General features: G+C 61.7%; 23 protein-coding genes. 3 read left to right on the top strand and 20 right to left on the bottom strand.

What is annotated here, in order from left to right:
* The 4 genes from NE851_RS06675 to NE851_RS06690 form a co-directional block, all read right to left on the bottom strand.
* The gene (locus tag NE851_RS06675) at nt 1–1,185 is read right to left on the bottom strand and encodes a hypothetical protein (protein ID WP_028755788.1); all 1,185 of its coding nucleotides are present in this window, start codon (nt 1,183–1,185) and stop codon (nt 1–3) included.
* A gap of 125 nt (nt 1,186–1,310) precedes the next feature.
* Nucleotides 1,311–1,718, bottom strand: a complete 408-nt coding sequence (locus tag NE851_RS06680) for a DoxX family protein (RefSeq protein WP_028755787.1) — start codon at nt 1,716–1,718, stop codon at nt 1,311–1,313.
* A gap of 31 nt (nt 1,719–1,749) precedes the next feature.
* On the bottom strand, nt 1,750–2,124 hold the full coding sequence (locus tag NE851_RS06685) for a glutathione S-transferase N-terminal domain-containing protein (protein WP_028755786.1): 375 nt from the start codon (nt 2,122–2,124) through the stop codon (nt 1,750–1,752).
* Nucleotides 2,121–2,969: a DODA-type extradiol aromatic ring-opening family dioxygenase gene (locus NE851_RS06690; protein WP_028755785.1), complete on the bottom strand. Its 849-nt coding sequence runs from the start codon at nt 2,967–2,969 to the stop codon at nt 2,121–2,123. The genes NE851_RS06685 and NE851_RS06690 overlap by 4 nt, the downstream gene beginning before the upstream one ends.
* A 130-nt stretch (nt 2,970–3,099) precedes the next feature.
* On the opposite strand from NE851_RS06690, the gene NE851_RS06695 reads away from it, so the two are divergent.
* Nucleotides 3,100–4,023 (top strand): LysR family transcriptional regulator, encoded by a 924-nt coding sequence (locus NE851_RS06695; RefSeq protein WP_028755784.1) that lies wholly within the window; start codon nt 3,100–3,102, stop codon nt 4,021–4,023.
* Between the two features lie 6 nt (nt 4,024–4,029).
* On the opposite strand, the gene iolD is transcribed toward NE851_RS06695, so the two are convergent.
* From iolD to NE851_RS06735, 8 genes are all read right to left on the bottom strand, one after another.
* Nucleotides 4,030–5,865: a 3D-(3,5/4)-trihydroxycyclohexane-1,2-dione acylhydrolase (decyclizing) gene (iolD, locus tag NE851_RS06700; RefSeq protein ID WP_028755783.1), complete on the bottom strand. Its 1,836-nt coding sequence runs from the start codon at nt 5,863–5,865 to the stop codon at nt 4,030–4,032.
* On the bottom strand, nt 5,862–7,775 hold the full coding sequence (locus NE851_RS06705; RefSeq protein ID WP_028755782.1) for a bifunctional 5-dehydro-2-deoxygluconokinase/5-dehydro-2-deoxyphosphogluconate aldolase: 1,914 nt from the start codon (nt 7,773–7,775) through the stop codon (nt 5,862–5,864). Before NE851_RS06705 ends, iolD begins: the two co-directional genes overlap by 4 nt.
* 120 nt (nt 7,776–7,895) lie before the next feature.
* Entirely contained in the window at nt 7,896–8,837 is a 942-nt protein-coding gene (locus NE851_RS06710; RefSeq protein ID WP_028755781.1) for a sugar phosphate isomerase/epimerase family protein, read from the bottom strand.
* Between the two features lie 78 nt (nt 8,838–8,915).
* Complete coding sequence (locus tag NE851_RS06715) at nt 8,916–10,088, bottom strand: Gfo/Idh/MocA family protein (protein ID WP_028755780.1); 1,173 nt, start codon at nt 10,086–10,088, stop codon at nt 8,916–8,918.
* A 119-nt stretch (nt 10,089–10,207) separates the two neighbouring features.
* On the bottom strand, nt 10,208–11,113 hold the full coding sequence (locus NE851_RS06720) for a sugar phosphate isomerase/epimerase family protein (RefSeq protein ID WP_028755779.1): 906 nt from the start codon (nt 11,111–11,113) through the stop codon (nt 10,208–10,210).
* A 92-nt stretch (nt 11,114–11,205) separates the two neighbouring features.
* The gene (locus NE851_RS06725) at nt 11,206–12,018 is read right to left on the bottom strand and encodes an ATP-binding cassette domain-containing protein (protein ID WP_028755778.1); all 813 of its coding nucleotides are present in this window, start codon (nt 12,016–12,018) and stop codon (nt 11,206–11,208) included.
* Nucleotides 12,019–12,028: 10 nt separating this feature from the next.
* On the bottom strand, nt 12,029–13,027 hold the full coding sequence (locus NE851_RS06730) for an ABC transporter permease (protein WP_028755777.1): 999 nt from the start codon (nt 13,025–13,027) through the stop codon (nt 12,029–12,031).
* Between the two features lie 112 nt (nt 13,028–13,139).
* Nucleotides 13,140–14,114, bottom strand: coding sequence for a substrate-binding domain-containing protein (locus NE851_RS06735; RefSeq protein ID WP_018449061.1), 975 nt, complete (start codon nt 14,112–14,114; stop codon nt 13,140–13,142).
* A 163-nt stretch (nt 14,115–14,277) separates the two neighbouring features.
* On the opposite strand from NE851_RS06735, the gene NE851_RS06740 reads away from it, so the two are divergent.
* Complete coding sequence (locus NE851_RS06740; RefSeq protein ID WP_082849751.1) at nt 14,278–15,315, top strand: LacI family DNA-binding transcriptional regulator; 1,038 nt, start codon at nt 14,278–14,280, stop codon at nt 15,313–15,315.
* 86 nt (nt 15,316–15,401) lie between these two features.
* On the opposite strand, the gene NE851_RS06745 is transcribed toward NE851_RS06740, so the two are convergent.
* From NE851_RS06745 to NE851_RS06770, 6 genes are all read right to left on the bottom strand, one after another.
* The gene (locus tag NE851_RS06745) at nt 15,402–16,076 is read right to left on the bottom strand and encodes a 4-carboxy-4-hydroxy-2-oxoadipate aldolase/oxaloacetate decarboxylase (RefSeq protein WP_028755774.1); all 675 of its coding nucleotides are present in this window, start codon (nt 16,074–16,076) and stop codon (nt 15,402–15,404) included.
* An 84-nt stretch (nt 16,077–16,160) separates the two neighbouring features.
* A complete protein-coding gene (locus tag NE851_RS06750) occupies nt 16,161–16,997 on the bottom strand; it encodes an ABC transporter substrate-binding protein (RefSeq protein WP_028755773.1) in 837 nt (278 codons plus the stop codon).
* A 31-nt stretch (nt 16,998–17,028) separates the two neighbouring features.
* Nucleotides 17,029–17,793, bottom strand: coding sequence for an amino acid ABC transporter ATP-binding protein (locus NE851_RS06755; RefSeq protein ID WP_028755772.1), 765 nt, complete (start codon nt 17,791–17,793; stop codon nt 17,029–17,031).
* Entirely contained in the window at nt 17,790–18,548 is a 759-nt protein-coding gene (locus tag NE851_RS06760) for an amino acid ABC transporter permease (RefSeq protein WP_028755771.1), read from the bottom strand. The genes NE851_RS06755 and NE851_RS06760 overlap by 4 nt, the downstream gene beginning before the upstream one ends.
* Nucleotides 18,545–19,252, bottom strand: coding sequence for an amino acid ABC transporter permease (locus NE851_RS06765; protein ID WP_254955523.1), 708 nt, complete (start codon nt 19,250–19,252; stop codon nt 18,545–18,547). Before NE851_RS06765 ends, NE851_RS06760 begins: the two co-directional genes overlap by 4 nt.
* Entirely contained in the window at nt 19,249–20,028 is a 780-nt protein-coding gene (locus tag NE851_RS06770) for an SDR family oxidoreductase (protein ID WP_254955524.1), read from the bottom strand. Before NE851_RS06770 ends, NE851_RS06765 begins: the two co-directional genes overlap by 4 nt.
* A 182-nt stretch (nt 20,029–20,210) precedes the next feature.
* On the opposite strand from NE851_RS06770, the gene nac reads away from it, so the two are divergent.
* The gene (gene nac / locus NE851_RS06775) at nt 20,211–21,170 is read left to right on the top strand and encodes a nitrogen assimilation transcriptional regulator NAC (RefSeq protein WP_254955525.1); all 960 of its coding nucleotides are present in this window, start codon (nt 20,211–20,213) and stop codon (nt 21,168–21,170) included.
* 11 nt (nt 21,171–21,181) lie between these two features.
* On the opposite strand, the gene NE851_RS06780 is transcribed toward nac, so the two are convergent.
* Nucleotides 21,182–22,384, bottom strand: coding sequence for a pyridoxal phosphate-dependent aminotransferase (locus tag NE851_RS06780; protein ID WP_254955526.1), 1,203 nt, complete (start codon nt 22,382–22,384; stop codon nt 21,182–21,184).
* A gap of 61 nt (nt 22,385–22,445) precedes the next feature.
* Nucleotides 22,446–23,213: a 5-oxoprolinase subunit PxpA gene (locus NE851_RS06785; RefSeq protein WP_028758231.1), complete on the bottom strand. Its 768-nt coding sequence runs from the start codon at nt 23,211–23,213 to the stop codon at nt 22,446–22,448.
* Nucleotides 23,214–23,245: the final 32 nt, after the last annotated feature.

Genomic DNA, 23,245 nt, shown 5'->3' on the forward strand with positions numbered 1-23,245 from the left:
TCAAGTGATGGCGTCGACTGCCGCCTTGACCCAGTCGAGACGTTTGGCCGGGATCAGGCCGTAATTGTAGAAGTTCACGCCGTCAGCGCCGGCATCGACGGCGGCCCTGGCACGCGCTGCCAGCACCGCAGCCGCGCTCACCTCGGGATAGAAGACGCGCAGGCCCACCCCGAGAAATTTGTCCGGCCCGATTGCCGCCCGGCCGGTCCGGATGACATCGCCGATGGCATCAGGCGCCATGTCGTAGCAGCATAGGATCGCCCCGTCGCAGAGCTTGCCGGCGGCTGCGAGATCGACGCCGCCGAGCCAGCCGTCCTTCAGGTCGATCAGCACGACGCGTGTCGCCGGGTCGGCGGCCGCCTTGATTTCGCCGATCAGGCTGGTCACCGGCTCGCTGCGCCAGGTGAGATAGGCATGCAGGTCGGGATGGTCGCGGAAGGCATCGATGCCGGCTGCCGGGAAGTCCGGGAACTGCGGTTCCGGGACAGCCCTTTCGCAGAGCTCGGCGATGAAGCGCGCGACCGAGCGGCGCGCGCCTTCGACCGGCACGCCGGCCTTTTCGGCGCGCGCCGTGCAATGGTCGCAGAAGCAGAGCGACAGCAGGAAATCGTCTTCGGCATTCAGGCCGACGCCGTCTTTTTCGTGGTGGTATTCATGCGCGAAGCCCATGAAGTTCGGGCTCTCGAGTTCCACCATGTCGGGCCAGTAGTTCGTCGTGATGTCGCGCACGAGGGTGACGGCATAGTCCCGCGCCGCCGGGCTGGAGGGGCAGAGATTGTAGTAGTTGGCATTGCCGAAGGCGTTTCGCGTCACATGATCGGGATGCAGCATGCCGAGGCGGCTATTGTGCAGGCAGACCGTCCAGCAGGAGACCTTGAGGCCCGTCGCATCGCGCGCCCTGACGAGCGCATCCAGCATGTCGCCGCGCTCAGTGACATTCCCGGCCATCAGCGGCCGGATCAGCTTGTCCTGCCAGAGATTTTCATCCGGCCGGAAATAGACCGTTCCGTCCTCGGGAAAATAGGCCTTCTGCTGCGGGCTGCGCGGCTGAAGGAAACGGCCGGCATGATAGGAGGTCGCCAGGCTGACCGTGTTCAGGCCCGCGCGGCCGTCAAGCTCGGCGGCAAACGCACCAAGCCCCTGATCCTGGATGTCCCAGGGATAAGTCCACATGGAAAGATGCATCGCCCGCTCCCGTCAAATCTGTCCACTTTATAGAACATGTGTCCATAATAGTGTCCAGATGGATCTTTGCGCGCAGTCATCTGAAGGCACTCCCGCTGCACAGCGGGAGTGCGGAGGTCGAGGGCTTAGGCTCTCGCGAGCGACGTCTGCTTCGCTGCATTGTCGATTGCCAGGCGGCCAGGGCCGGCAAAGGCGAGATAAAGGAAAACGAAGCAGAACAAGATGGCGGACTCGCCCATGTTGAGCGCCGGCCAGAAGCTTTGCGGCGCATGCGCCATCCAGTAAGCGGCGGCCATTTCGCCCGAAGCGATGAAGGCGGCGACGCGGGTGTAGTAGCCGACCGTCATCAGCAGGCCAGTGATGACCTCGATTGCACCGGCGACGAGGATCATCGTGGGCAAAGGCGACGGTATGCCCGGGATGGCGGCCGGGAATTGAAAGAATTTCATCGTGGCATGTTCAAGGAACAGCAGCGCGGTGACGATCCGCAAAATGGCGAGGATATAAGGCGTCCACTTGGTCGTGTCTGGCATCGGTATTTCTCCTGAATGATGGTTTTGATGTTCAAGCGGCCGCCGCCTTGAGCTCGATGTTCTCTTTCCAGAGGTTCATCACGAGCTTCAGAGGGCCTTCGACATAGTTGGTGAATGCCGGCATGGAAGCCGGTTCGCGGCCGGCCTTTGCCGCTAGGAAGGCGACGATGTCATCCGACTCGGCAATGTAACGGCCAGGTTCGAGCCGGGCGGCGGGGAAACTCACCTTGTCCAAGTGCGGGCTGAGCTCGGCTCGAATGTCGTCCTCGGCTGGCGATCCGGAGACAAATTCGCGGATCTCGACGTCTTCGTTCAAGCCTGCTTCGAGCAGGAACAGCCGGACCTTGAAGCAGAACGGGCAGTTCTGCTTGAAGTAGAGGATCGGTTTCAGGGTATTGTCGGTCATTGCAGGTCTCCCTTGGAAAGGATGGGCCGTGGTGTTGCGCCGAAACGGAAGCTGGATGCGGTGAGCCCGCCGGCAAAATCGGTCTGGTGATAGGTGACGGCGCCCGGTTCGCTCCCTGCGGCGCCGACCGCGACCATCAGCGGGATGAGATGATCTTCTCTTGGATGCGCGGCGCGGGCGAGCGGCGCCCGCTCCCAGTTCAACAACCGCTCGGCACGTTCTTCGGGCGGCGAACGCAGCAGCGTCTGCTGGAGCCAGGCATCGAATTGCCGGGATGGCTCGCGTCCGCTGCCATCCTGGAAAGCCCTCAGATTGTGATAGCTGAGACCGCCGCCGATGATCAGCACGCCCTCGTCGCGCAACGGCGCCAGCGCCCGCCCGACCTTAAGGTGGACGGCGGGATCGTAGCTGGCATGGATGGAGAGCTGGACCACGGGCATGTCTTCTTCGGGGTAGAGCGGCTGCATGATGCCGTAGGTGCCGTGATCGAAGCCGCGGGCGGGATCGAGCCAGGCGTCGATGCCGCCGGCCTTCAGCAATTCCCGGACATGCCGCGCGAGTTCGGGAGAGCCCGGAGCGCCGTACTTGACGTGGTACAGATATTCCGGGAAGCCGTAAAAGTCGTAGAGCATCCCCGGTCTTTCGCCGGAGGAGACGGCAAAGCCCTGCTCCTCCCAATGCGCCGAGACCATGAGGATCGCCTTGGGCGCATCGCCGAGTTCGGCCCGCATCTCGATCAGCGACTGCTCGAGCTTGTCGAAGTTGCGACGGAACTCGCCGCTCATATAGGGCCAGGGGCCGCCGCCATGACTGACGAAATAGGTGGGAAGACGAAGACTGGTCACGGATTGCATTCTTTCGAAGCGATACTGGCTTGGAACAGGAAGTTTGGTTCCGGCAGCCAAATTCGTCGTTTCGTAGCAATTGATCAATCACGCTTTCATTGAGCGAACGTTTCCTCTATGTTGATGATCGATGGATACGTTAACGAGCCTGCGCGTCTTCTGCACTGTGGCGGAATTGAAGAACTTCACGGCCGCCGCCGATCGTCTCGGTCTCTCGCCGGCGATGGCAAGCAAACATGTGATGCACTTGGAGAAACGGCTGGGAAGCCGGTTGCTCAACCGTACCAGCCGCTCTGTCAGCATGACCGAGACCGGCACGCTCTATTTCAACCAGGCCAGGCTGTTGCTCGACGGCCTGGACGAGGTGGAAGACGCCGTCAGCAATGTCACGGTGACGCCGCGCGGGACCTTGAGGCTAAGTGTCCCGATGTGGTTTGCGAACACGCCGATTGCCCGCGTGATCGCGGAATATCATCAGCGCTATCCCGACGTGTGCTTCGACATGGATTTCAGCGGCCGGCTGGTCAATCTCGTCGACGAGGGCTTTGACCTGGCACTCCGCGCCACGTCGCCCGACCGGCTCGATCCCGGCCTCATCGCGCGGCCGGTGATGGACGTCCCCTTTCATCTTGTCGCGTCCCCTGCCTATCTCACGCGCACCGGCCGGCCATCGAAAGTCGGCGATCTCAACGGGCATTCGATCTTGCTCTACAAAGGCATGAATCCCAGCGGCAGCATGACCCTCGACGGACCGAAGGGCCAGACGACGATGAAGTTCCGCCCCGTCATGCTGAGCGAAAACGAGATCATGCTGCACCTGGCCGCGTTGGAGGGCATGGGTCTGGTCTTCCTGCCGGCGTGGATGACGCAGACCGATATCGCCGAGGGCCGGCTGGAAGTGGTGCTCCCCGAAGAGGTGATGTTCAGCACGACCCTGCACGCCGTCTATCCCAGCAGGAAATATCTGTCCGCCAAGGTCCGCACCTTCATCGACTTCCTGGCTTCACGAAAGAACCTCTGCTCTGAGACCGGCGAGAACCGGCCGACAGGCTGACCTGCATCAATCGAACACGCGTTGATTGGCGGCATTCTCGGTGTAACGCGCGCGGGCTCGCTCGAGCCGCTCCGGGCCGCCGACCTGCGGAACGGCGACATCCCACCAATGGCCGCCTGCGTCGCTTCCAGGAACCGCATCGGTGTCGATCACCAGAACGCTCGGAATGTTCCGCCCCCGCGCGGCGGCGATGCGTGCCTCGAGTTCGGCGATCGACCCTATCTTTTCGGCATGGGCGCCCATCGAGGCGGCGTGCGCGACAAAGTCGATCTCGGGCTGCACATCGACATTGCAGTCCTTGTACATGTTGTTGAACTCGGCGCCGCCGCACTCGATCTGGAGACGGTTGATGCAGCCGTAGCCGCAATTGTCGGTCAACACGACGGTGAACGGCACCCGCCGCATGACGGCGGTGGCGAGTTCCGAATTGGCCATCATGTAGGAACCATCGCCGACGAAGCAGATGACGTCCTTGTCGGGGCGCGCGAGCTTGATGCCCATGGCGCCTGCCACTTCGTAACCCATGCAGGAGAAACCATATTCCATGTGGTATCCGCCCTTGGCGGACTGCCACAGCACCTGCAGTGCGCCCGGCATGGTGCCGGCCGCGCACATGACCACGGAGATTTCCGTCGCCGCCCGCTGCACGGCGCCGATGACCTGTGCGTCGGTGGGCAGGTGTCCCGGCCCGTCCGTTTCCGGTGCCGCCGTCACGCGCTCGACCGTTCTATGCCAATCGGTCCTGATCCCGGCATCGACCTCAGGCCCGCGATAGGCCTTGAGTGCTGCGGAAAGGCGCGTGAGCGTGATCCTGGCATCGCCGACGCAGGGCAATGCCGAATGCTTGGTGGCATCGTATCCGGCAAGGTTGATCGAGGCGAGCCGCCGCGTGGGATTGCGGAAAAGCGCCCAGCTGCCGGTGGTGAAATCCTGGAAACGCGTGCCGATGCCGATCACGAGATCCGCCTCGGCGCAAAGGGCGTTGGCCGACGCCGATCCGGTCACGCCAGGCGACCCGAAATTCAGCGGGTGCTCCCAGCTGTTGGCGCCCTTCCCGGCTTGCGTTTCGACAAAGGGGATATGGTGCTTCTCCGCGAATGCGGCGAGCTCGGCCTCGGCCTCAGAATAGATGACGCCGCCGCCTGATATGATGACCGGCCTGCGCGCGGCCCGGATGGCGTCGGCAAGATCTTCGACCTCCCGCGGGTCCGGTTCGGGACGGCGGATGCGCCAAGCTTTCGGTTCGAAAAACGCTTCCGGGTAGTCGTAGAGTTCTGCCTGCACATCCTGGCAGAATGCCAGCGTGACCGGGCCGCAACTGCCCGGATCGGTCATGACCGCCAGGGCGCGCGGCAGGCAGGTCAGGAGATGCTCGGGACGGGCGATCCGGTCGAAATAGGCCGAGACCGGCCGGAAGCAATCATTGGCGCTGACGGTTCCGTCGTTCATGTCCTCGATCTGTTGCAGCACCGGCTCGGGGCGGCGGTTGGCAAAGATGTCGCCGGGTATGAACAGCACGGGCAGTCTGTTGACATGGGCAAGCGCGCAGGCCGTGATCAGATTGGTGGCGCCCGGGCCGATCGAGGACGTCACCGCCTGGGCGCGCCGGCGCTTCAGCGTCTTCGAATAAGCGATCGCCGCATGCGCCATGGTCTGTTCGTTCTGGCCGCGCCAAGTGGGAAGGGCATCGCCGATCCCATGCAGGGCCTCTCCGATACCGGCGACGTTGCCGTGACCGAAGATCGCCCAGACGCCTTCGATGAAGCGCTCGCCATCCTCCGTCATCTGCACCGAAAGCCATTTCACCATAGCCTGCGCCGCGGTCAGTCGTATCGTTCTCATTCTGCTGCCTCCCGTACGCGCGCCCGTGCGCCGTCCCAGACCGCGCAGAGCCTGGAGTATCGTATCGCCATCTCCTCGACGGCCTCTTCGTCACCGATCGTGCCTTCGAACCAGCCGCGGGCGACCGAGCCGAAGATCGTCCGGCCGACGGCAAATCCCTTGACGAGCGGGAAGCGCGCGGCAACTTCGAAGCTCGCCTTCAAGAGGTCCTCCGGCGCATCCAGGCCGAGGACGACGATCCCTCTGGTATGACGATCGTTTTCCTCGATGGCGGCGCAGACCCGCGCCCATGCTTCGGGTTCGTCCAGCGGCTCGAGCTTCCACCAATCGGGATAAATGCCTTCGGCATAGAAGCGGCGGATCAGTGTCGCGGTCGTATCCGTGGTGACGCTTGCGACCTTGGACGGGATGACCTCGAGCAGGAATTCCAACCTGTTGCGGCGCGACGCCACGTAAAGCCGACGCACTTCCGCCAGTTGCCGGTCCCAGGTCGAATCGTCGTCATCAGGGTGGCAGAAGCAGAGCACCTTGACGACGTTCTCGCGCGCCCATTCCGACAGCCCGCCGCAATCGGGACCGAGGGACGGCTCCAAGGTCAGAGGCCGCGACCCCGGCCATTCGCAGGGTCTGCCGATCCACAGGCCGGTGCCGGAGGCGGTATGGAGCGCGCGCCGGCCGATCCGGTCGTCGCAGAGGACCCCGTAGCCGGATCGCCCCTTCTGCACTGCCAGGGCGGCCTGAAGGCAGAGCTCCTTGAAGGCGCCGCCCTTCGACGGCGTGTAACCCGTCATGCTTTCGAGCTGCATCCGGTGATCGAAGGCGAAGACGCGCATCTCGGACCAGTCGCCATGCCGGTTGGTCGACCAGTGCATCTGCTCCAGTGCGGCATCATTGCGCAGGTCGGGGCGCATCATGCCGCGCTTAAGGAAGAAATTCAGCTCCTGAAGTGACGGATAGGCCGGCGTGCAGCCGTGACGGGAGACGGCAAAAGCGCCGCAGGCATTGGCGTATCGGAGCGCGGTCGGCCAATCCTCGCCGTCAAGCCAGCCTTTCAGCAGCCCGGCGAAAAAGCCGTCTCCGGCGCCGAGAACGTTGAAGACTTCGACCGGGAAACCCTCGCCCGAAATGCCGTCGTCGAGATTATCCGGTATCGCATCTTCGAATGCGACCGCCCCCTTGGCGCCGCGTTTGCAGACGAGCGTCGCCGCGGTGACGGCGCGCACGGTCCTGAGCGCCGCCACGGTATCGGTCGTCCCGCCGGCGATGTGGAATTCTTCCTCGGTTCCGACGATCAAATCGAACAGATGAAGCGTCGCCTGCAGTTTTTCGGTCACCTGCCCACTTGCCACATAGCGGCTTTCCCCCTCGCCATGACCGGCCACACCCCAAAGGTTCGGACGATAGTCGATGTCGAGAGCCGTCCGGGCGCCATGCTTGCGAGCAAAGGCGAGCGCCTTCAGCACGGCGGCTTCCGTGCGCGGATGCGACAGATGTGTTCCCGTCACCAACACCGAGCGGGCGCTGGCAACGAAGGCCTCGTCGATATCCTCCTCGCAAAGCGCCATGTCGGCGCAGTTTTCCCGGTAGAATATCAGCGGGAACCGTTCCTCGTCGCGGATGCCGAGGATGACGAGTGCCGTCAGGCGCTCGGGATCGGTCACCACACCCCTACCGTCGACACCATGTCGGGCAAGCTCCTCGCGGATGAACCGGCCCATATGCTCATCGCCCACCCGGGAGATCAGCGCCGAGTTGAGGCCCAGTCGCGCCGTGCCGCAGGCGATGTTGGTCGGACTGCCGCCGATATATTTTTCGAACGATCCCATATCCTCCAGCCGTCCTCCGACCTGTGCGCCATAGAGGTCGACGCCGGCTCGCCCGATCGTGATCACGTCCAATGTCTTGGTCATGTCGGTTTCCTCGCAGTCCTATTGAAATCTGTCTTGGTGATCGGTTTGGGCATCGCCGGCCTCTTCGCAGCAAACGACGAATGCAGGGGGGCGCGGGCGAATGTCGCCCGCGCCTGCCCATCAGCGGCTGATCGTTGCCTGCAGCGCATCGATGGAGGACTGGATGCCGGCCTCGGTCGACATGGTGAAGTCTTCCATTTCCAGGCTGACCCAACCGTTGTAACCGACCATGCGGACGACGGAGAAGAATTCCTTCCACCACTGCAGATCATGTCCGGCACCGACGGCAACGTAGTTCCAGGTGCGGTTGGCGACATCAGTGACGTCCTTGAGTTCAAGGAGACCGTTGACATCGGCAAGCCCGCGTTCGATGCGCGTGTCCTTGCCATGGCAATGGTGGATTGCGTTTCCAAGCGCCCGGGCGGAGGCGATCGGGTCGGCACCCTTCCAGAACAGGTGACTGGGGTCGAGGTTCATGCCGACGGTCGGGCCGACCTCGTTGCGCAGACGGAACAGAGTCTCGGGGTTCCAGACGAGCATGGCCGAGAAGTTTTCCAGCGCATACTTCTCGACGCCCACTTCCTTGGCAAGCTTCACGAGATCATGCCAGAGTGGGAATGCGCGGTCCTCCCACTGGTAGCGATCGCGCTCGGGCATCTCCTCCGGCCAGCTTTTCGTGTAGACCAGCCAGTTCGGAACCATGTCGCCGGGTGCGGCTTCCGGCAGTCCGGACATGGTGACGATGGTCTTCACGCCGATTTCACCGGCGAGACGGATCGTCTGCTCCATCTCCTTGCGGTGGCGCTTGCCCATGTCACCCGGATCGAGCGGGTTGGCCGAGCAATTGAGGGCAGCGATTTCCAGGCCCCGCGCTTCAATTTCCTTGAGCTTCGTCTTCAAGAGACCCTTGTCGGCAAGCAGCTCGTCGGCGCGGAAATGCGGCGCACGAGACCAGCCGCCGCCGGTCATCTCGATGCCTTCGACACCCAGTTTGACGCATTTGTCGAGCATGTCGGTGAAGGAAAGGTCGCCCATCACGTCGGTGCAGATCGATAGTTTCATGTCATTGTCTTTCTAAAAGCGGGGTTGGGGACGCGCCTGGGAGGAGGATGGAGGAGATCCGGCACGTCCCCTGGTTGATCAATTGAACTCGACCCAAGCCGAACCTGCGTCTGCCGAGCGGACGCAGTTTTCAAGCCAGCGCACACCTTCGGTGCCGGCTTCGATGCCGGGATAATGATGGTTCTTGAGGAAGGCCTCGTCGCCGCGGCGTTTTGCGTCGATCGCCTGGGCGATCCAGAGGTAGATGTTCGCCCAGCTGTCACCGAGGCCCTCGGTATGCAGCGCGCCCATGCGATCGCAGGCGAGGCTTTCCTCTTCGAGGTAGGGCATGCCGTGGTGCAGGGTGCGGTTCGGTTCGCCCTGCACTTCGTAAATCAGCTGATCGGGATGGGAATCGGACCATTCGATCGAGGCCTTGGAACCGACGAAACGGTAGCGCTGCGAACCCATATTGCCGGCATTCACCGAGGACACCCAAAGACGGCCCCGGGCGCCGTTGTCGTAATGCATGAGAACGGTCGCGTGGTCTTCGAGCGGCGCACGGGTCGGAATGAAGGCCTTGCGGTCGCAGAGCAGCTTTTCGATCTTCATATGCGGCAGCACCACTTCGGAGAGATAGTAGAGGTGCGTGCCGATATCGCCGAGAACGAAGGTCGGACCGGCGGTCTTGGGATTGGTGCGCCACTTCACGGCTTCGCCGGCGCCGATATCGTCGCCCGCGTTGAAGCCGTGGGTATATTGCATGTCGACAATTCTTATATCGCCGAGCATGCCCTTCTTGACCATCGCCGCCATCTGATGAACCAGCGGATGGCCGGTGAAGCCGTAGGTGACGCCGACGATCAGGCCCTTCTTTTCGGCGAGTCTCGCGACCTCGTCACATTCGGCGACGGTGAAGAACAGCGGCTTTTCGCAGATCACATGAAGGCCGGCTTCGAGGCATGCCTTGGTGATCTCGTAATGGGTGAAGTTCGGGGTGGCGATCGAGACAACCTCGACACCGTCCTCGCGTCCGGCCTCCTTGGCGAGCAACTCCTTATAGTCATCGTAGCACCGGTCGGCGGCGACGCCGAGCTTCGTGCCGAAGTCGCGCCCGCGCTCGGCGTCGAGATCGAAGGCGCCGCAGACGAGCCGGTATGTGCCATCGCGCTGGGCGCCGGTTCTGTGCTTGTAGCCCACCTGCCCGGTGCGGCCGCCGCCGACCATGCCCCAGCGCAGCGGGCGCTCGATGGTTCTTTCTCCGTTGATCATCTTCTGTCCTTCCAGGAATGAATGTCTGTGATGTTTGAGCGTTCTGGGCAGAACCCCGGTCGCGGTCGCTCGCGCCAATCACCTGGCTGCATCGCGAAGCGCTGGAGGGGCATCGCGCGTTATTTCGCGGTCCAGTACTTGTCGACAAAGCGCTGCATTTCGGCGCGCATGAACTTGCCGGAGTGGTCGGCCTTGTCCTCCCAGGCGAAAACACATGCGGTCATGATGCCGTCGAACCCGATCTCGGCCAGCGTGCTGAAGAAATCCTCCCAGGGAACCTCGCCCTGGCCGATGTTCAGGTGCTGGTGCACCCTGGCCTGCGTGCCCGGAGGGTTGAGGATGTAGCGGAGCCCGGAGGAGGCCTTGTGATTGAAGGTGTCGCCGACATGGACATGGGCGAGCACGTCCTTTGCTTCCCGGAGCATCGCCTTGGTGTCGTCACCGAAATAGAAGGTATGCGGCGCGCAATAGAGAAACTTGACGTTCTTCGAGTTGACCGTCCTGATGATATCGAGTGCTGGCTGCAGGGTTTCGCACCAATCCTCGGGGTGCGGTTCGACGTGCAGATTTATGCCTTCCTTTTCAAAGATCGGCACCAACTCTTCCATCGAACGCCACCAGGCTTCTTCGCAGGCCTCGATCATGGAACCGGTATGGCAGCAGTAGCACGAACCCTTGTCCGGGTGGGGCCCGCGGCCGAATTCCGAATTCATCGTGTCGACGCCGAGTTCGACACTGATCTCAATGGCGCGCTTCCAGTGCTTGACGGCAGCTTGCCGCTCATTTTCATCGTTCGAGGCCCACCGGTACATCGGCAAGATCGAGGCAATGCCGACCTTGGCGTCGGAAAGTGCTTTCTTGAATGCTTTGGCGCGGGCCGGAAACACCCGCGGCGCCTTGAACCACTCGAGAAAATCGGCCCGCGGGCTGAGTTCTATCCACTCGTATCCGAGTTCGGCCACTTTCGAGGGCAATTCTTCGAGTGAGAGGTGGCGATGCATAAAGGGGTCGATTGCTATCTTCATGGCTGTTACCTGTCCGATGATTGTGCTGGGCCATCCCGCCGGCGTAGGCGAGCTCATTAGAGTTTCTGGAGTTCATCCGTTGCGGCGGTCGCTCAGACCGGCGGGGGATGTCCGCTGTGCGCCGTCGAATACGCTTCGATTTCGGCTTCGAGTTCGGCCATGGCCTCGCCTCCTGCCATCAGGTCGGTGATCTCTTCGCGTGTCTTTTCGCCCTTGCGGAAATCTGCCGCCTTCGCACCCTTGATGAGCACCGCGAAGTGGTCTCCCACCGTCATGGCGTGAATGACGTTGTGGGTGATGAAAATGACGGCGAGGCCGCGACGGCGCGCTTCCAGGACAATGCGCAGCACATGCGCCGCCTCCTTGACGCCGAGAGCCGCGGTCGGCTCGTCGAGGATCAGCACTCGGGCGCCGAAGTGGACGGCTCGGGCGATTGCCAGGGATTGCCGCTCCCCGCCCGACAGACCGCCGATCAGGCGATCGCCATCGTCGATACGGGTGATGCCGAACTCGCGCACGGCCTTGACGGCGATTTCATTTGCGGCTTTGCGGTCGTAGATCTTGAACGGGCCGAAGCCCTTGGTCAGCTCCCGCCCCACGAAGAACGAACGGCCGATGCTCATCAGCGGAAAGGTGCCGCCGAACTGATGCACCGTTGCGATGCCGAGGTCTGCAGCTTCGCGCGGATTCTGGAAGACGATCGGCCGGCCTTCGAACTTCACCGTGCCGCTCGTCGGCTTGTAGACACCGGCAAACGTCTTGATCAGGGTGGACTTTCCCGCGCCGTTGTCACCCAGCAGGCAAAGCACTTCACCGGGATGAACGCTCAATGTGATGTCGTAGAGCACATCGATCGGGCCGAAGGACTTGTTGACGTTTTCAAGTTCAAGAATTGGGCCAGCCATGTCTCAGCTCTCACTTCTTCTTCTTGGGTGAATAGGTCAGCGCCATCTGGCGGAACGTATTGTTCATCAGGACGGCCACGAGCAGCATCACGCCGATGATCAGGCTCGACCAATTGCGGTCGAAGGTCGTGAAATAGATGCCTTGGTTGACGACGGCAAAGGTGATCGTGCCGAAGAAGATCCCGATCACGGACCCGAAGCCTCCGGTCAGCAGCACACCTCCGACGACGACCGAGATGATCGAGTTGAAGATGAATGTCATCCCGCCCGAAACCTGCGCGGAATTGAACAGGATGGCTTGGCACATGCCGACGAAGGACGCGCTCATCGCCGAGAGGACGAAGAGAACCATCGTCAGGCGGGTCGTCGGAATGCCGGCGTTGCGGGCACTGACCTTGTCGCCGCCCATCGCGAAAATCCAGTTTCCGTAAGGCGAGAAGTGAATGAAGAAGATGAAGATCGCGGTGATGGCCACCCACCACAGAATGATCACCTGAAACGATCCGCCCAGGAATTGCCCGAAAAGGAACTTTGCCCAAGGGTCGGCCGTCAGTGCCACGCTCGTCGTGCCGGTGACGAGAACCGAGGTGCCAAGCATCAGGCCCTGTACCGCAAAGAGGGTGCCGAGCGTAACGATCAGCGAAGGCACGGCCGTGTGCACGACGAGGTAGCCGTTGACCAGCCCGACGATGAGGCCGAAGGCAAGCGCACCGAACATTCCGACCCATATGGGAAGATCGTAGTAGCCCGAGAGGACCGCGACGGTCATGGAGCCGGCGGGGATCATCGCGCCGATCGAAATGTCGAGATCGCCTGCGATCATCAAAAGTCCGATGGGAAGAGCGATAATGCCGAGATTGGCGGCGACGTTGAGCCAACTTGCGGCGCCGGCGGGCTCCAGGAATTTGGTGCTGCCGAACACGACGAAGAACAGGAGGACGCCGACAAGTCCGAGGAATGCACCCGCCTCGGGACGGCGCAACAGGTTGCCGAATGAAAGATTGTTCATATGCCTATCCCAGTTTGGGCGTGAATCTCCAGGCGTGCGGACGCGGTGGTCCGCACGCCCGATAGACTTCGACCCGCGTATTTTTCCGCGGGTCGGAGCCCGTTTCGAACGATCAGCGAGCGCCTTCCTTGACGCCGGCCAGGGTGGCGTCGATGTTCGCCGCATCGACGATGCCCGGGCCGGTCAGCACCGGTGCGGTCGGCAGGTTGGTGCCGTAGTCGATATGCGAGGCGAGAAGCGAAACCCCCAGCAGCGACTGCAGGTAAGGCTGCTGGTCGATCGCAAAAGTCTGCGAACCGTCCTTGATGCGGGCAAGGCCCGAGGCATTGAGGTCGAAGGTGCCATGCGCGACCTTGCCGACCTTGTTCGCCTGAGCGATCCCGCTCGCAGCCGCATCAGCGTCGGAAGCCCCAACATTGAGGACGCCGTCGATGGTGTCGTCCTGGAGCAGTGTCGCCTTGACGGCCTCGGCGATCGCCGTCTGATCGCCGAAGCTGGTCGCCGGCAACGGCAGTTGCTTGCCAGTGCCGCCCTTTCCGGTGATGCCGTCGATGACACCCTTGCAACGGGCCTCCTGGTTTGCCGCACCCGGGAGCGTATTGACGCAAATGACATTTTTCGCACCCTTGGACGCGAAATATTCGCCGCCTGCCTTGCCGGCCGTGTATTCATCCGAGCCGACATAGTTGATCGCGCCAAGCTCGCGAGCCTTGTCGATGTTGCCGGCATTCATGAGGATGACTTTGATGCCCGCAGCGACGGCAGCCTTGATGGCCTCGTCTTCCGCCTCGGGCACCCAGTCGGGCACCACGATGCCGGTCACGCCCTGGCTGATGGCCGTGCGGACGAGCTGTGCGGCGTCAGGCCCGAGATTGTCGTAGGTCTGCAGCTGCAGATAGCTGACGGAGCCACCGTTCTTCTCGACGACGAGCCGGGCGTCGTCGACGCCCTTCTTGATGCGGCTCCAGAATTCGTCGTCGGTCTTGCCGCCGACGACAGCAATATTCGCGGCCAGGACGGAAGAAGCGCCAAGAACGAAAACAGCGCCAGCCAGCAGCCCGCGTACGGCGCGCATTGAAAAACTCATGTGATTTCCTCCCAAAAAGGCGGTCGAGAGTAACAATTCCTCAAAGCAAGGCTCCCAACTCGCTGGAATATTTGTATCAACTGACATCTGAAAATGGAATGTCTATTGCGTTTCTGTGAAATTAATATATCATTTCGTTTCATCCAAGAATGGAACAAAATATATCATGAAGAGACCGACCATTGCCGATCTTGCCCAGGCCTCCGGCGTCAGCATCGCCACGGTCAACCGCATCCTCGGAGGTGCCGGCGCAGTGCGTGCGGAAACGATCGAGAGGGTGCAAAATGCCGCGGAAGAGATTGGATTTTATGGCCGCGGCGTGATCGAGGACCGCAGGCAGCGGCTCCTGCCGAATTATCGTTTCGGCTTTCTTCTCCAGCAGTCGAGCCGCGAGCTTTACCGGCTGTTCGGCTCCAAGATCACGGAAGCCGCCGCGAGACGCCAGCACGAGAAAATCGTGGCTGTGGTCGATTTCGTCGATGTCCTCGAGCCACAAAATATTGCAGATCGGCTCGAAGCGCTCGGAAAACGCTGTGATGCAGTTGCTGTCATTGCGGGTGACCACCCGTTAATCGGGCAGACCATCCAATCCCTCAAGGAGAGGGGAAAGCCGGTTGTTGCCTATATAACCGATCAGTCCGCCAGAGATCGCGCCGGCTTCGTCGGCACCGACAATTGGAAACTCGGGCGGACCGCTGCATGGTTTCTGGCTCAGACCACGCCGATGCCCGGCCGGATCGCCGTGTTCATCGGCAATCATCGTTATCAGTGCCAGGATGTCTCCGATGCGAGCTTTCGATCCTATATGCGCGAGCACGCGCCCCATCTTCAGGTCGATGACAGCAGACCGACACATGAGGAGCCGCAGGAAGCCTACCGGATCGTGAGCCAGCTGCTTTCCGAACTCGATGACCTCAGAGGCATTTTCATCGTTGGAGGGGGAATTTCCGGGGTGCTGCGTGCTCTTCGCGAAGCCCCTGCCGAAAAACGGGATCAGGTCAGGGTCGTCTGCCGCGACATCGGCCCGGAAACGCGCAAGGGCCTGACGGAAGGCCTGATCATGGCGGCCTTGTGCCATCCCTTGGATCAGATATCAGACGAATTGATTGGCACGATGATCGCAGCGCTCGAACACCGCGACAGTACAACCATCCTTCAGCGCGTGGTTCCCTTTGAAACAATCACGCCCGAAAGTGTTTGAACCGTTCTAGTTTTGCATAAGGCGGCTGGCCGAAAAGACCAGCCGCCCTATAAGGTGGCAGGGCTGATAGCTATTGCGCTGTGGCGTCAGATGTCGACGACGAGGCCCTTGGCTTTCAGCACCGGTTCGAGATTGCTGACCTCGATGACCGATTTACCCTGCTTATATGCCGCGATATAGCCGGCCTCGGCATCTTCGCGGGCCTGTGACAGCCTGGCGACTTCCTGCGCTTCCTGGCGACGCACGATCACCAGACCGTCGGCATCGCCGGCGATGATGTCGCCGGGATGGATGATTTCGCCGCCGACGATGATCGTGTCGTTCACCGCCGCGATGGTTTCCTTCACTGTTCCCTTGATGCAGACGCTGAGTGAGAAGACCGGGAAGCCAAGTTCCCTCAGCTGAAGCGTGTCGCGCACGCCGGTGTCGGTCACGAGACCGCCGATGCCCTTTGCCAGGCAGGCGTTGGCGAGGACATCGCCGAAGGATCCGGCCTCTTCGTATTCGCCCGCCGAGACGACGATGATATCGCCCGGCTTTGCGTAGTTGATGGCAAGCTGCAGCATGATGTTGTCACGCGGCGCGCATTTTACCGTAAAGGCCGGACCGCAGAGTTTCATGCGGTAGTCGACGGGCTTCAGGCGGGAGGAAAGGGCTCCGCGGCGTCCTTGGGCTTCGTGGATCGTTGCGGGCGAAAATTTGGAAACGGCGTCGATATCGGCTTTGCTTGGCCGTTCGGCAATATCTTTAATATGGATCATGTGTGCCTCCCATCGTTGGCCGACGGCGGGCATGTCCCGCCGTCTGATTTCGTTTGGATATCGTCATCTGATGACGCCGAGGTCTTAAGGGATCGGGTCGAACTTCAGTTCGGAGAGCGATACGACCTTGTCGGTGCGCTTCATCTTGTATTCGGTATCCGGACCGAGCCACTTGTCCCAGATCTTGTTGATCTCGCCCGATGTGTCGAGCTTGCGGAGGATCTCGTTGATCTTGGCGGTCAGCGCCGGCTGATCCTTGGCCATGCCGATGCCGATCGGCTGGTAGAGCATCGGCTCCTCGATCATCCGCATTGGCTTGCCCTTGCTCTTCGATTCATTGACGAATTTGGTGGTCGTCATGGTGTTGGCCACCATGCCGCGGGCCTTGCCCTGCTGGACAGCGAGATAGGCAGAGGCAGTATCCTGGAAGGTCAGCGGGTCGGATTTGTTGAGCTTGATCGACATTTCCGACGTCGAGCCCTTGGTCGAAGCGATGCGCTGGCCGGCGAAATCGGCCTTCGTCTTGCCGGCATCGTCCGCCGGCACGATCAGCATTTCCTTGGCGAGATAATAGGGATCGCTGAACTGGATCTGCTCGGCGCGGCTGAGCGTATAGGCAAGGTTGGCAACGGTGATGTCGACGCGGCCGAGCTTGACCTCGGGCACACGCGCCTCGACCGAAACCGGCTTGATTTCAGCCTTGACGCCCAGTTCTTTGGCGATAGCGCCGCAGAGGTCGACGTCGAAACCGGCCATTTCGCGGGTCTTCGGATCGGGCGAGGCGAAGGGAGGAACGTCGGCGAATGTCGCGCAGCGCAGGGTTTTCGCCGAGATGATGTTGTCGAGCTGATCGGCTTTCGCGGGCACGGCGGCCGCCATGCCGGCAAATGCGACGGTGAGGGTTAGGCATTTCCAGTTCATTGCTGTTCTCCTTTGTTTTTGGTGGTTGGTATCAATGCCGGAGATCAGCGAGAAAACGCTGAGCCCGGGGATGGCGTGGATTGTTGAAGAATTCTTCGGGTGTCGCCATTTCGATGATCTGGCCGGCATCGATGAACCAGATCCGATCCGCGACGTCGCGCGCGAAACCCATTTCATGGGTGACGCAGAGCATGGTCATGCCTTCGGACGCCAGGCTCTTCATGACGGCGAGCACTTCGCCGACCATTTCAGGATCGAGTGCGCTGGTCGGCTCGTCGAACAGCATGACCGGCGGTTCCATGGCAAGGGCGCGAGCGATCGCCACCCGCTGCTGCTGGCCGCCCGACAGCTGGCCGGGATAGGCCCGGGCCTTGTCGGCAAGACCGACCCGATCGAGAAGCTTGAGCGCCTTCTCCTCGGCGACGTCGGGCGCCACGCCTTTCACCCGGATCGGCGACATCGACACGTTTTCGACCACCGAAAGATGCGGAAACAGGTTGAAGTTCTGAAACACAAAGCCGATCCGGCTGCGCAGCGCGTTGAGTTCCTTTGCCCGCATGGCGGCGTGAATGTTTTGCCCGTCGAGCGTGATCGAGCCGCTGTTGATCTCTTCGAGGCGATTGATCGTGCGGATCAGCGTCGATTTCCCCGAGCCGGACGGTCCGCAGATGACCACGACCTCGCCGCGCGCCACCTGCGCATCGATATCCTTGAGGACCGGATAGTCGCCGTAGCTCTTGCAGACCTGGGAAAGCCGGATCGTCTGCTGTTCCTGTGCTGGGACTGTCATGGTCATAGCTGCTCCGAGATGATTTTCGACGGTGCGACCAGGGAGGCGGCGGGAAGGCCGGAAAGTCCCGCACGCCGCCGCGTGATGCGCCGCTCGAGGCGATTTGCGAAGTGGGTGAGCGTCCAGCAGATGGCGAAGTAGACGATCGCCAGGATGAGGAAGACCTGGAAAGGCTGCGTCAGCAGCTGGTTGTTGACCTGGCTTGCGGCAAAGGTCAGGTCCGGCACGTTGATCACATAGCCGAGCGTCGTGTCCTTGATCGTAGAGACAAAGGTGGAGATGATGCTCGGGATCATGTTGTAGAGCGCCTGCGGCAGGATGATGAAGCGCATCGCACCGATATAGCTGTGGCCAAGCGCGCGCCCCGCGTCCATCTGCCCCGGCCCGAGCGCGACGATGCCAGCACGGACGACTTCGCTCAGGAACGCGCTTTGATAGACAACCAGCGTCGTCAACATCGTGACGAAGCTCGGCACATCGGCGCCGGTCATGAGCGGAACCAGGAAATAGCTCCACAGGATGAGCATCAACAGCGGCACGCCCCGGGTGAAGTAGACGAGTGCCGTGACCGGCCAGCGCAGCAGCGCCGACTTGGAGAGCCGCGCCAATGCGAAGAGGATGCTGACCGGAAAGGCGAGAGCGATGCTGAGCGCCGACAGGATCAGCGTGTTGGCGAGCCCGCCGAGCGGTCCGTTCGGATATTGGCCGATCAAGAGCAGCAGCCAGTAGTCCCGGACGATGGCGATCATGTCGTGGATCATGCGCGCGCACTCCTGGCAGGATCGGTGCGCATCGATACATAGGCGCCGATGCTCATGATCACGAGCGAGAAGAAAAGGTAGAGAACCGTGCCGATCAGGTAGATCTCGAAGGTCCGGAAGCTGAGGTTCTCGATTTCCTTGACGGCATGCGTCAGTTCCGAGGCCCCGATGACGACGGCCAGACTGCTGTTCTTGAACAGGGAAACGCTGTGATTGATGAGCGGCGGCAATGCGTTGCGCACGCCCTGCGGCATGATGACGAAACGCATCGCCGAGATATAACCGTGGCCGAGGGCGCGGGCCGCCTGCATTTGGCCGGGGCTGACCGAGCGCACGCCCGACCGAAGATCCTCGCTGAAATAAGCCGCCTGGCAGAGGCCGAGCCCGATCACCGCGAAAATGGCCTCGGCATTATGGATGGCGAGCCACGATGCTACCCCGCTCGGCATCAGGGTGAAAATCCCGAAATACCACAGCATCAGCTGAACCAGGGTGGGGACGTTCCGGTGATAGGAGACGTAAGCGGCGACTAACGGATCGCCAAAGCGAAAGGGCGACAAACGCAAAGCCAGCAGCAGAAGCGCCAGCACCATCGCCATCGACCAGGAACCGGCATAGATGATGAAGGTCATCTCGATGCCATGCAGCAGCATGGCGGTATATTCCGGATTTGCCAGTATTGCCGAAAGGTCGAAACCGCTCACGGGTTTGGCTCCCCGGATTGAGCCGCCTTTGCCGGAGTCTGGGGCTTTGCCGTCTGCAGACCACCCATGACCTGCAGTGTCGGCGTGATCTCCATATGTCCGATGTTGACGGCGACGGGGGCTGCGATGGCGAAGGCAATCGCGTCTGCTATATCGGCTGCCTGCGGCAGTTCGAAGCCGTCGATGAACCGTTCACGGATGCTCGGGTCATCGCCGTGGACGTGATTGAAAATATCCGTGGCGACCCGGCCGGGGCAGATTTCCGTGACCCGCACCCGCTTGCCGAAGGCGTCGATGCGCAGCTGGTTAGACAGCATGCTCACCCCTGCCTTGGTGGCGTGATAGGACGAGTTGCCACCGAAATTATAGGCGCCGGCGATCGACGAGATGTTGATGACATGCCCGCGATCCCGCGCCACCATGCCGGGCACGATCAGGCGGCAGAGATGCAGGACTGCGCGGAGATTGACGTCGACGATGAGATCGATATCGCCCTCTTCGGCTTCCAGGAACTTCTTCGGCCGATCGACGCCGGCATTGTTGACGAGAATATCGAACTCCACCCGGCGGGTGAGCTCGGCCATGGCCTGACGGTCGGTCACATCGATGACATGGGCGATGCAGCCCGTGCGTGCGGCCAGCTGCTGCAGCGCGTCGGCGCTGCGGGCAATGGCATGGACCTCAATGTTCTCCCGGCGGAGCCGCTCAACCACGGCTGCGCCGATACCGGAGGATGCGCCGGTCACCAGTGCGGTCTTGTAGTCGGAGAATGGCATTGTCGTTCCCTTGTTGTTGATCGAGACAGTAGCGAAGCTTTAACCCCTTGCCTAAGACCGATTATCTCTGGAGCAATAAGCAACGGTTATGGAGGCGAGACGGCTGCCGAAGAAGAGAAACAGGTGATGTCGGCATCACCGGTCCCTCGGGCTGTCAGCGACCGTGTCGCGTTGCAAAAGCATTGCGCGTCTGCAAACATGTAAGCCGCGCACATCAGAACGGTACCCCGATCCTCATGGACATCAGACGCCTCAAATCTTTCATCGTGATCGTCGACAGCGGCAGCATCACGCGAGCGGCGGATCTTTTGCACATTGCCCAACCCGCTCTCAGCCAGCAGCTTGCGGCACTGGAGGAACATTTCGGCCACAAGCTGCTGATCCGCAGCCAGCAGGGCGTCAGCATGACCGATGCGGGGCATGCGGTGTATCGCCATGCGCAGATCATCCTTCGGCAGATGGAGCAGGCGCAAGCGGATGCGTCGGCAGCCGGCAATTCGCTTGCCGGGCGCGTCTCCGTCGGTCTCGTGCCGTTCAGCAGTGCCGCCACGCTATCGGTCGACCTCCTGGCGGAGACCCGTAAACGCCATCCCGGCATCCTGCTGCATCTGACCGAAAGCGTCGGGCAGACCTATAGCCAGATGATCATGAACGGCCGGCTGGAGATGGCGCTTCTCCACGGAACCGGACCGATCAAGGGCGTCCGGTTCGAACCGATCCTCAGCGAAGAGTTTTTTCTTGTCGTGCATCGCGACTTTGCCATCGAAGCGGATGCGAAACCCGTTCCGGTCAATGCGCTCGACGGAATACCGCTGCTGTTGCCGCCGGCCTATAATTTCGTCCGCCGCGCCGTCGACACCGCCTTCACGCGCACCCGCACCAATCTAAAGGTCGTGGCCGAAGTCGAAATCGTCCGCACGCTGGCCCGCGCGGTCGGCAGCGGCCTCGGCGCGACGATCATGCCTAAAGCCATTGCCGATCGTATCGTGTCGGAATCGAGCGAGCCGCTGATCTGCCGGCTCGTCTCACCACGGATCGAGGAAACTCTGTCGCTATGCGTTTCCGACCAGAATCCCCTGTCGGAACCGGCCCTTGCCGTCCGCGACATCCTTCTCGAGCTGACGGCACGGCTGAAAGTCTGAGGAGGCTACGCTCAGCGCATATCCCTGCAGAACTGAGCTATGCGCTCGCAGCCTTCGCCGAGCTTTTCCATGCTGGTCGCATAGGAAATACGGAAGAAGGGGCTCATTCCGTAAGCCGCCCCTTGCACGGTCGCGACATGATGCTCTTCGACGAGTGCCATGACGAAATCGACGTCGGTCTCGATCTTTCGCCCGCCCTTGCTGGTCTTGCCGATCAGCCCGGAGATATTGGGGTAGATGTAGAAGGCGCCTTCGGGCCGATGGCACCGCAGCCCTTCCACCTCAGACAATCTGTCGAGGACGAAGTCGCGTCTTTCCTTGTAGATCGCGGCACGCTCCTTCAAGAGATCCTGAGGACCATCAAGCGCCGCGGTCGCCGCGGCCTGCGTCAGCGTCGCGATACCGCCGCCATTCTGGCCGTTGACGTTGCTGACGGCGGAGATCAGGTCTTTCGGCCCGGCGCAGAAGCCGAGCCGCCAGCCTGTCATCGCGTAAGCCTTGGAGACGCCGTTCATCGTTAAAACGCGCTGATAGAGCCTGGGCTCGACTTCGGCGATCGTGCAGAACTGGAAGTCGTCATAGACCAGGTGTTCGTAGATGTCGTCGGTCATGATCCAGACGTTGGGATGGCGCAGCATGACCTCGGCGATGGCGGCCATCTCCGCCCGGGAGCAGGCCGCGCCGGTGGGATTGTTCGGGAAATTCAGGAAGAGCCATTTGGTGCGCGGCGTGATCGCCGCCTCCAGATCCTCCGGACGCAGCTTGAAGCCGGCCTGCTCGTAGCAGGGGACCGGAACCGGGACGCCGCCGGCGAATTTGACGATATCGGCATAGCTGACCCAGGAGGGCGTGGGAATAACGACCTCGTCGCCCGGATTGCAGGTGGCCAGCATGGCATTGAAGATCACCTGCTTGCCGCCGCCGGAGACGACGATCTGGCTGGCATCGTAGTCGAGATTATTGTCGCGTTTGAACTTCCGGATGATGGCGGCCTTCAGAGCCGGCGTGCCGTCCATCGGCGGATATTTCGTATCGCCGGCAAGAGCTGCCGCATGGGCCGCTTCGATTGCGTGCGCCGGGGTGGGGAAATCCGGCTCGCCGGATGACAGGCTGACGACCTTGATGCCCTTGGCGGCAAGTTCCCTGGCGCGCTGGGTCATGGCGGCGGATGCGGAGATGGAGACGTTTTTCAGGCGGTCAGCGATGACGGACATCGACATGGTCCTTCGATGAGAGATGGGAACGGGAGACCGCCCGCAGGCGATCGGGATTGCGTCAGTCGGCGAGTTCGGCGGCGGGCGCGAGCGCGGCACCCGTGGCTTCGATCTCGCCGCGCACGATGCCGGCAAGTTCCAGGGCGCCCGGCGTGTCGCTGTGGACGAGAATGGAGCGGGCCGGCATGGCGATTACGGCTCCGTCGATCGTCTGAACGGTTCCGTCGAGCAGGAATTGTCGGACACGCGCACGTACGGCGGCTTCATCCTTAATGACGGCCCCAGGCAGCCCGCGCGCGACGAGTTTCCCGCCGGCGTCATAGGCCCGGTCGGCGAGGAAAAGCGCCAGCGTCTTCAAACGCGCGCGTTTCGCCGCCCGCTGAATCTCGCTGCCATGGGTGACGAAGACGACGAGACCGGCATCGACCGTGGCGATTGCATCCATCATCAGGTCGGCTAGCACAGGATCGCGATTGACCATATTGCCCATCGCCGCGTGGAAGCTGATATGGGAGACCGTGACACCCTCGGCTTTGGCGATCGCCATCAGTGCGCCGAGCTGATAGAGCATCTGCTGGCGAAGCTCGTCTGCCGGAAACGGTATTTCGCGCCGGCCGAAGCCGAGCCGATCAGGCAGGCCGGGATGCGCGCCGATGCCGACGCCGTTCAGCTTCGCGAGCCGGACCATGCGCCCCATGATCTCGGGGTCGCCGCCGTGGAAACCGCAGGCGATGTTGGCCGACGAGACGAGTTTCATCATCGCTTCGTCGTCGCACAGCCGGTAGGGGCCAAATCCTTCGCCCATGTCGGAATTCAGATCGATCTTCATCGGTTCCTCCTTTTGACGGCCTTTTGGGAGAC

The organism is Rhizobium anhuiense bv. trifolii (assembly GCF_024346605.1).
GTDB lineage: Bacteria > Pseudomonadota > Alphaproteobacteria > Rhizobiales > Rhizobiaceae > Rhizobium > Rhizobium anhuiense.

Excerpts from the sequence above, each read along its gene's own strand:
- NE851_RS06680 (WP_028755787.1), bottom strand. The coding sequence starts at position 1,718 with ATGCCAGACACGACCAAGTGGACGCCTTATATCCTCGCCATTTTGCGG.
- NE851_RS06780 (WP_254955526.1), bottom strand. The coding sequence starts at position 22,384 with ATGTCCGTCATCGCTGACCGCCTGAAAAACGTCTCCATCTCCGCATCC.
- NE851_RS06710 (WP_028755781.1), bottom strand. The coding sequence starts at position 8,837 with ATGAAACTATCGATCTGCACCGACGTGATGGGCGACCTTTCCTTCACC.
- NE851_RS06735 (WP_018449061.1), bottom strand. The coding sequence starts at position 14,114 with ATGAGTTTTTCAATGCGCGCCGTACGCGGGCTGCTGGCTGGCGCTGTT.
- NE851_RS06675 (WP_028755788.1), bottom strand. The coding sequence starts at position 1,185 with ATGCATCTTTCCATGTGGACTTATCCCTGGGACATCCAGGATCAGGGG.
- NE851_RS06715 (WP_028755780.1), bottom strand. The coding sequence starts at position 10,088 with ATGATCAACGGAGAAAGAACCATCGAGCGCCCGCTGCGCTGGGGCATG.
- NE851_RS06685 (WP_028755786.1), bottom strand. The coding sequence starts at position 2,124 with ATGACCGACAATACCCTGAAACCGATCCTCTACTTCAAGCAGAACTGC.
- NE851_RS06720 (WP_028755779.1), bottom strand. The coding sequence starts at position 11,113 with ATGAAGATAGCAATCGACCCCTTTATGCATCGCCACCTCTCACTCGAA.
- NE851_RS06770 (WP_254955524.1), bottom strand. The coding sequence starts at position 20,028 with ATGCCATTCTCCGACTACAAGACCGCACTGGTGACCGGCGCATCCTCC.
- NE851_RS06760 (WP_028755771.1), bottom strand. The coding sequence starts at position 18,548 with ATGATCCACGACATGATCGCCATCGTCCGGGACTACTGGCTGCTGCTC.
- NE851_RS06785 (WP_028758231.1), bottom strand. The coding sequence starts at position 23,213 with ATGAAGATCGATCTGAATTCCGACATGGGCGAAGGATTTGGCCCCTAC.
- NE851_RS06730 (WP_028755777.1), bottom strand. The coding sequence starts at position 13,027 with ATGAACAATCTTTCATTCGGCAACCTGTTGCGCCGTCCCGAGGCGGGT.
- NE851_RS06755 (WP_028755772.1), bottom strand. The coding sequence starts at position 17,793 with ATGACCATGACAGTCCCAGCACAGGAACAGCAGACGATCCGGCTTTCC.
- iolD (WP_028755783.1), bottom strand. The coding sequence starts at position 5,865 with ATGAGAACGATACGACTGACCGCGGCGCAGGCTATGGTGAAATGGCTT.
- NE851_RS06745 (WP_028755774.1), bottom strand. The coding sequence starts at position 16,076 with ATGATCCATATTAAAGATATTGCCGAACGGCCAAGCAAAGCCGATATC.
- NE851_RS06750 (WP_028755773.1), bottom strand. The coding sequence starts at position 16,997 with ATGAACTGGAAATGCCTAACCCTCACCGTCGCATTTGCCGGCATGGCG.
- NE851_RS06725 (WP_028755778.1), bottom strand. The coding sequence starts at position 12,018 with ATGGCTGGCCCAATTCTTGAACTTGAAAACGTCAACAAGTCCTTCGGC.
- NE851_RS06705 (WP_028755782.1), bottom strand. The coding sequence starts at position 7,775 with ATGACCAAGACATTGGACGTGATCACGATCGGGCGAGCCGGCGTCGAC.
- NE851_RS06695 (WP_028755784.1), top strand. The coding sequence starts at position 3,100 with ATGGATACGTTAACGAGCCTGCGCGTCTTCTGCACTGTGGCGGAATTG.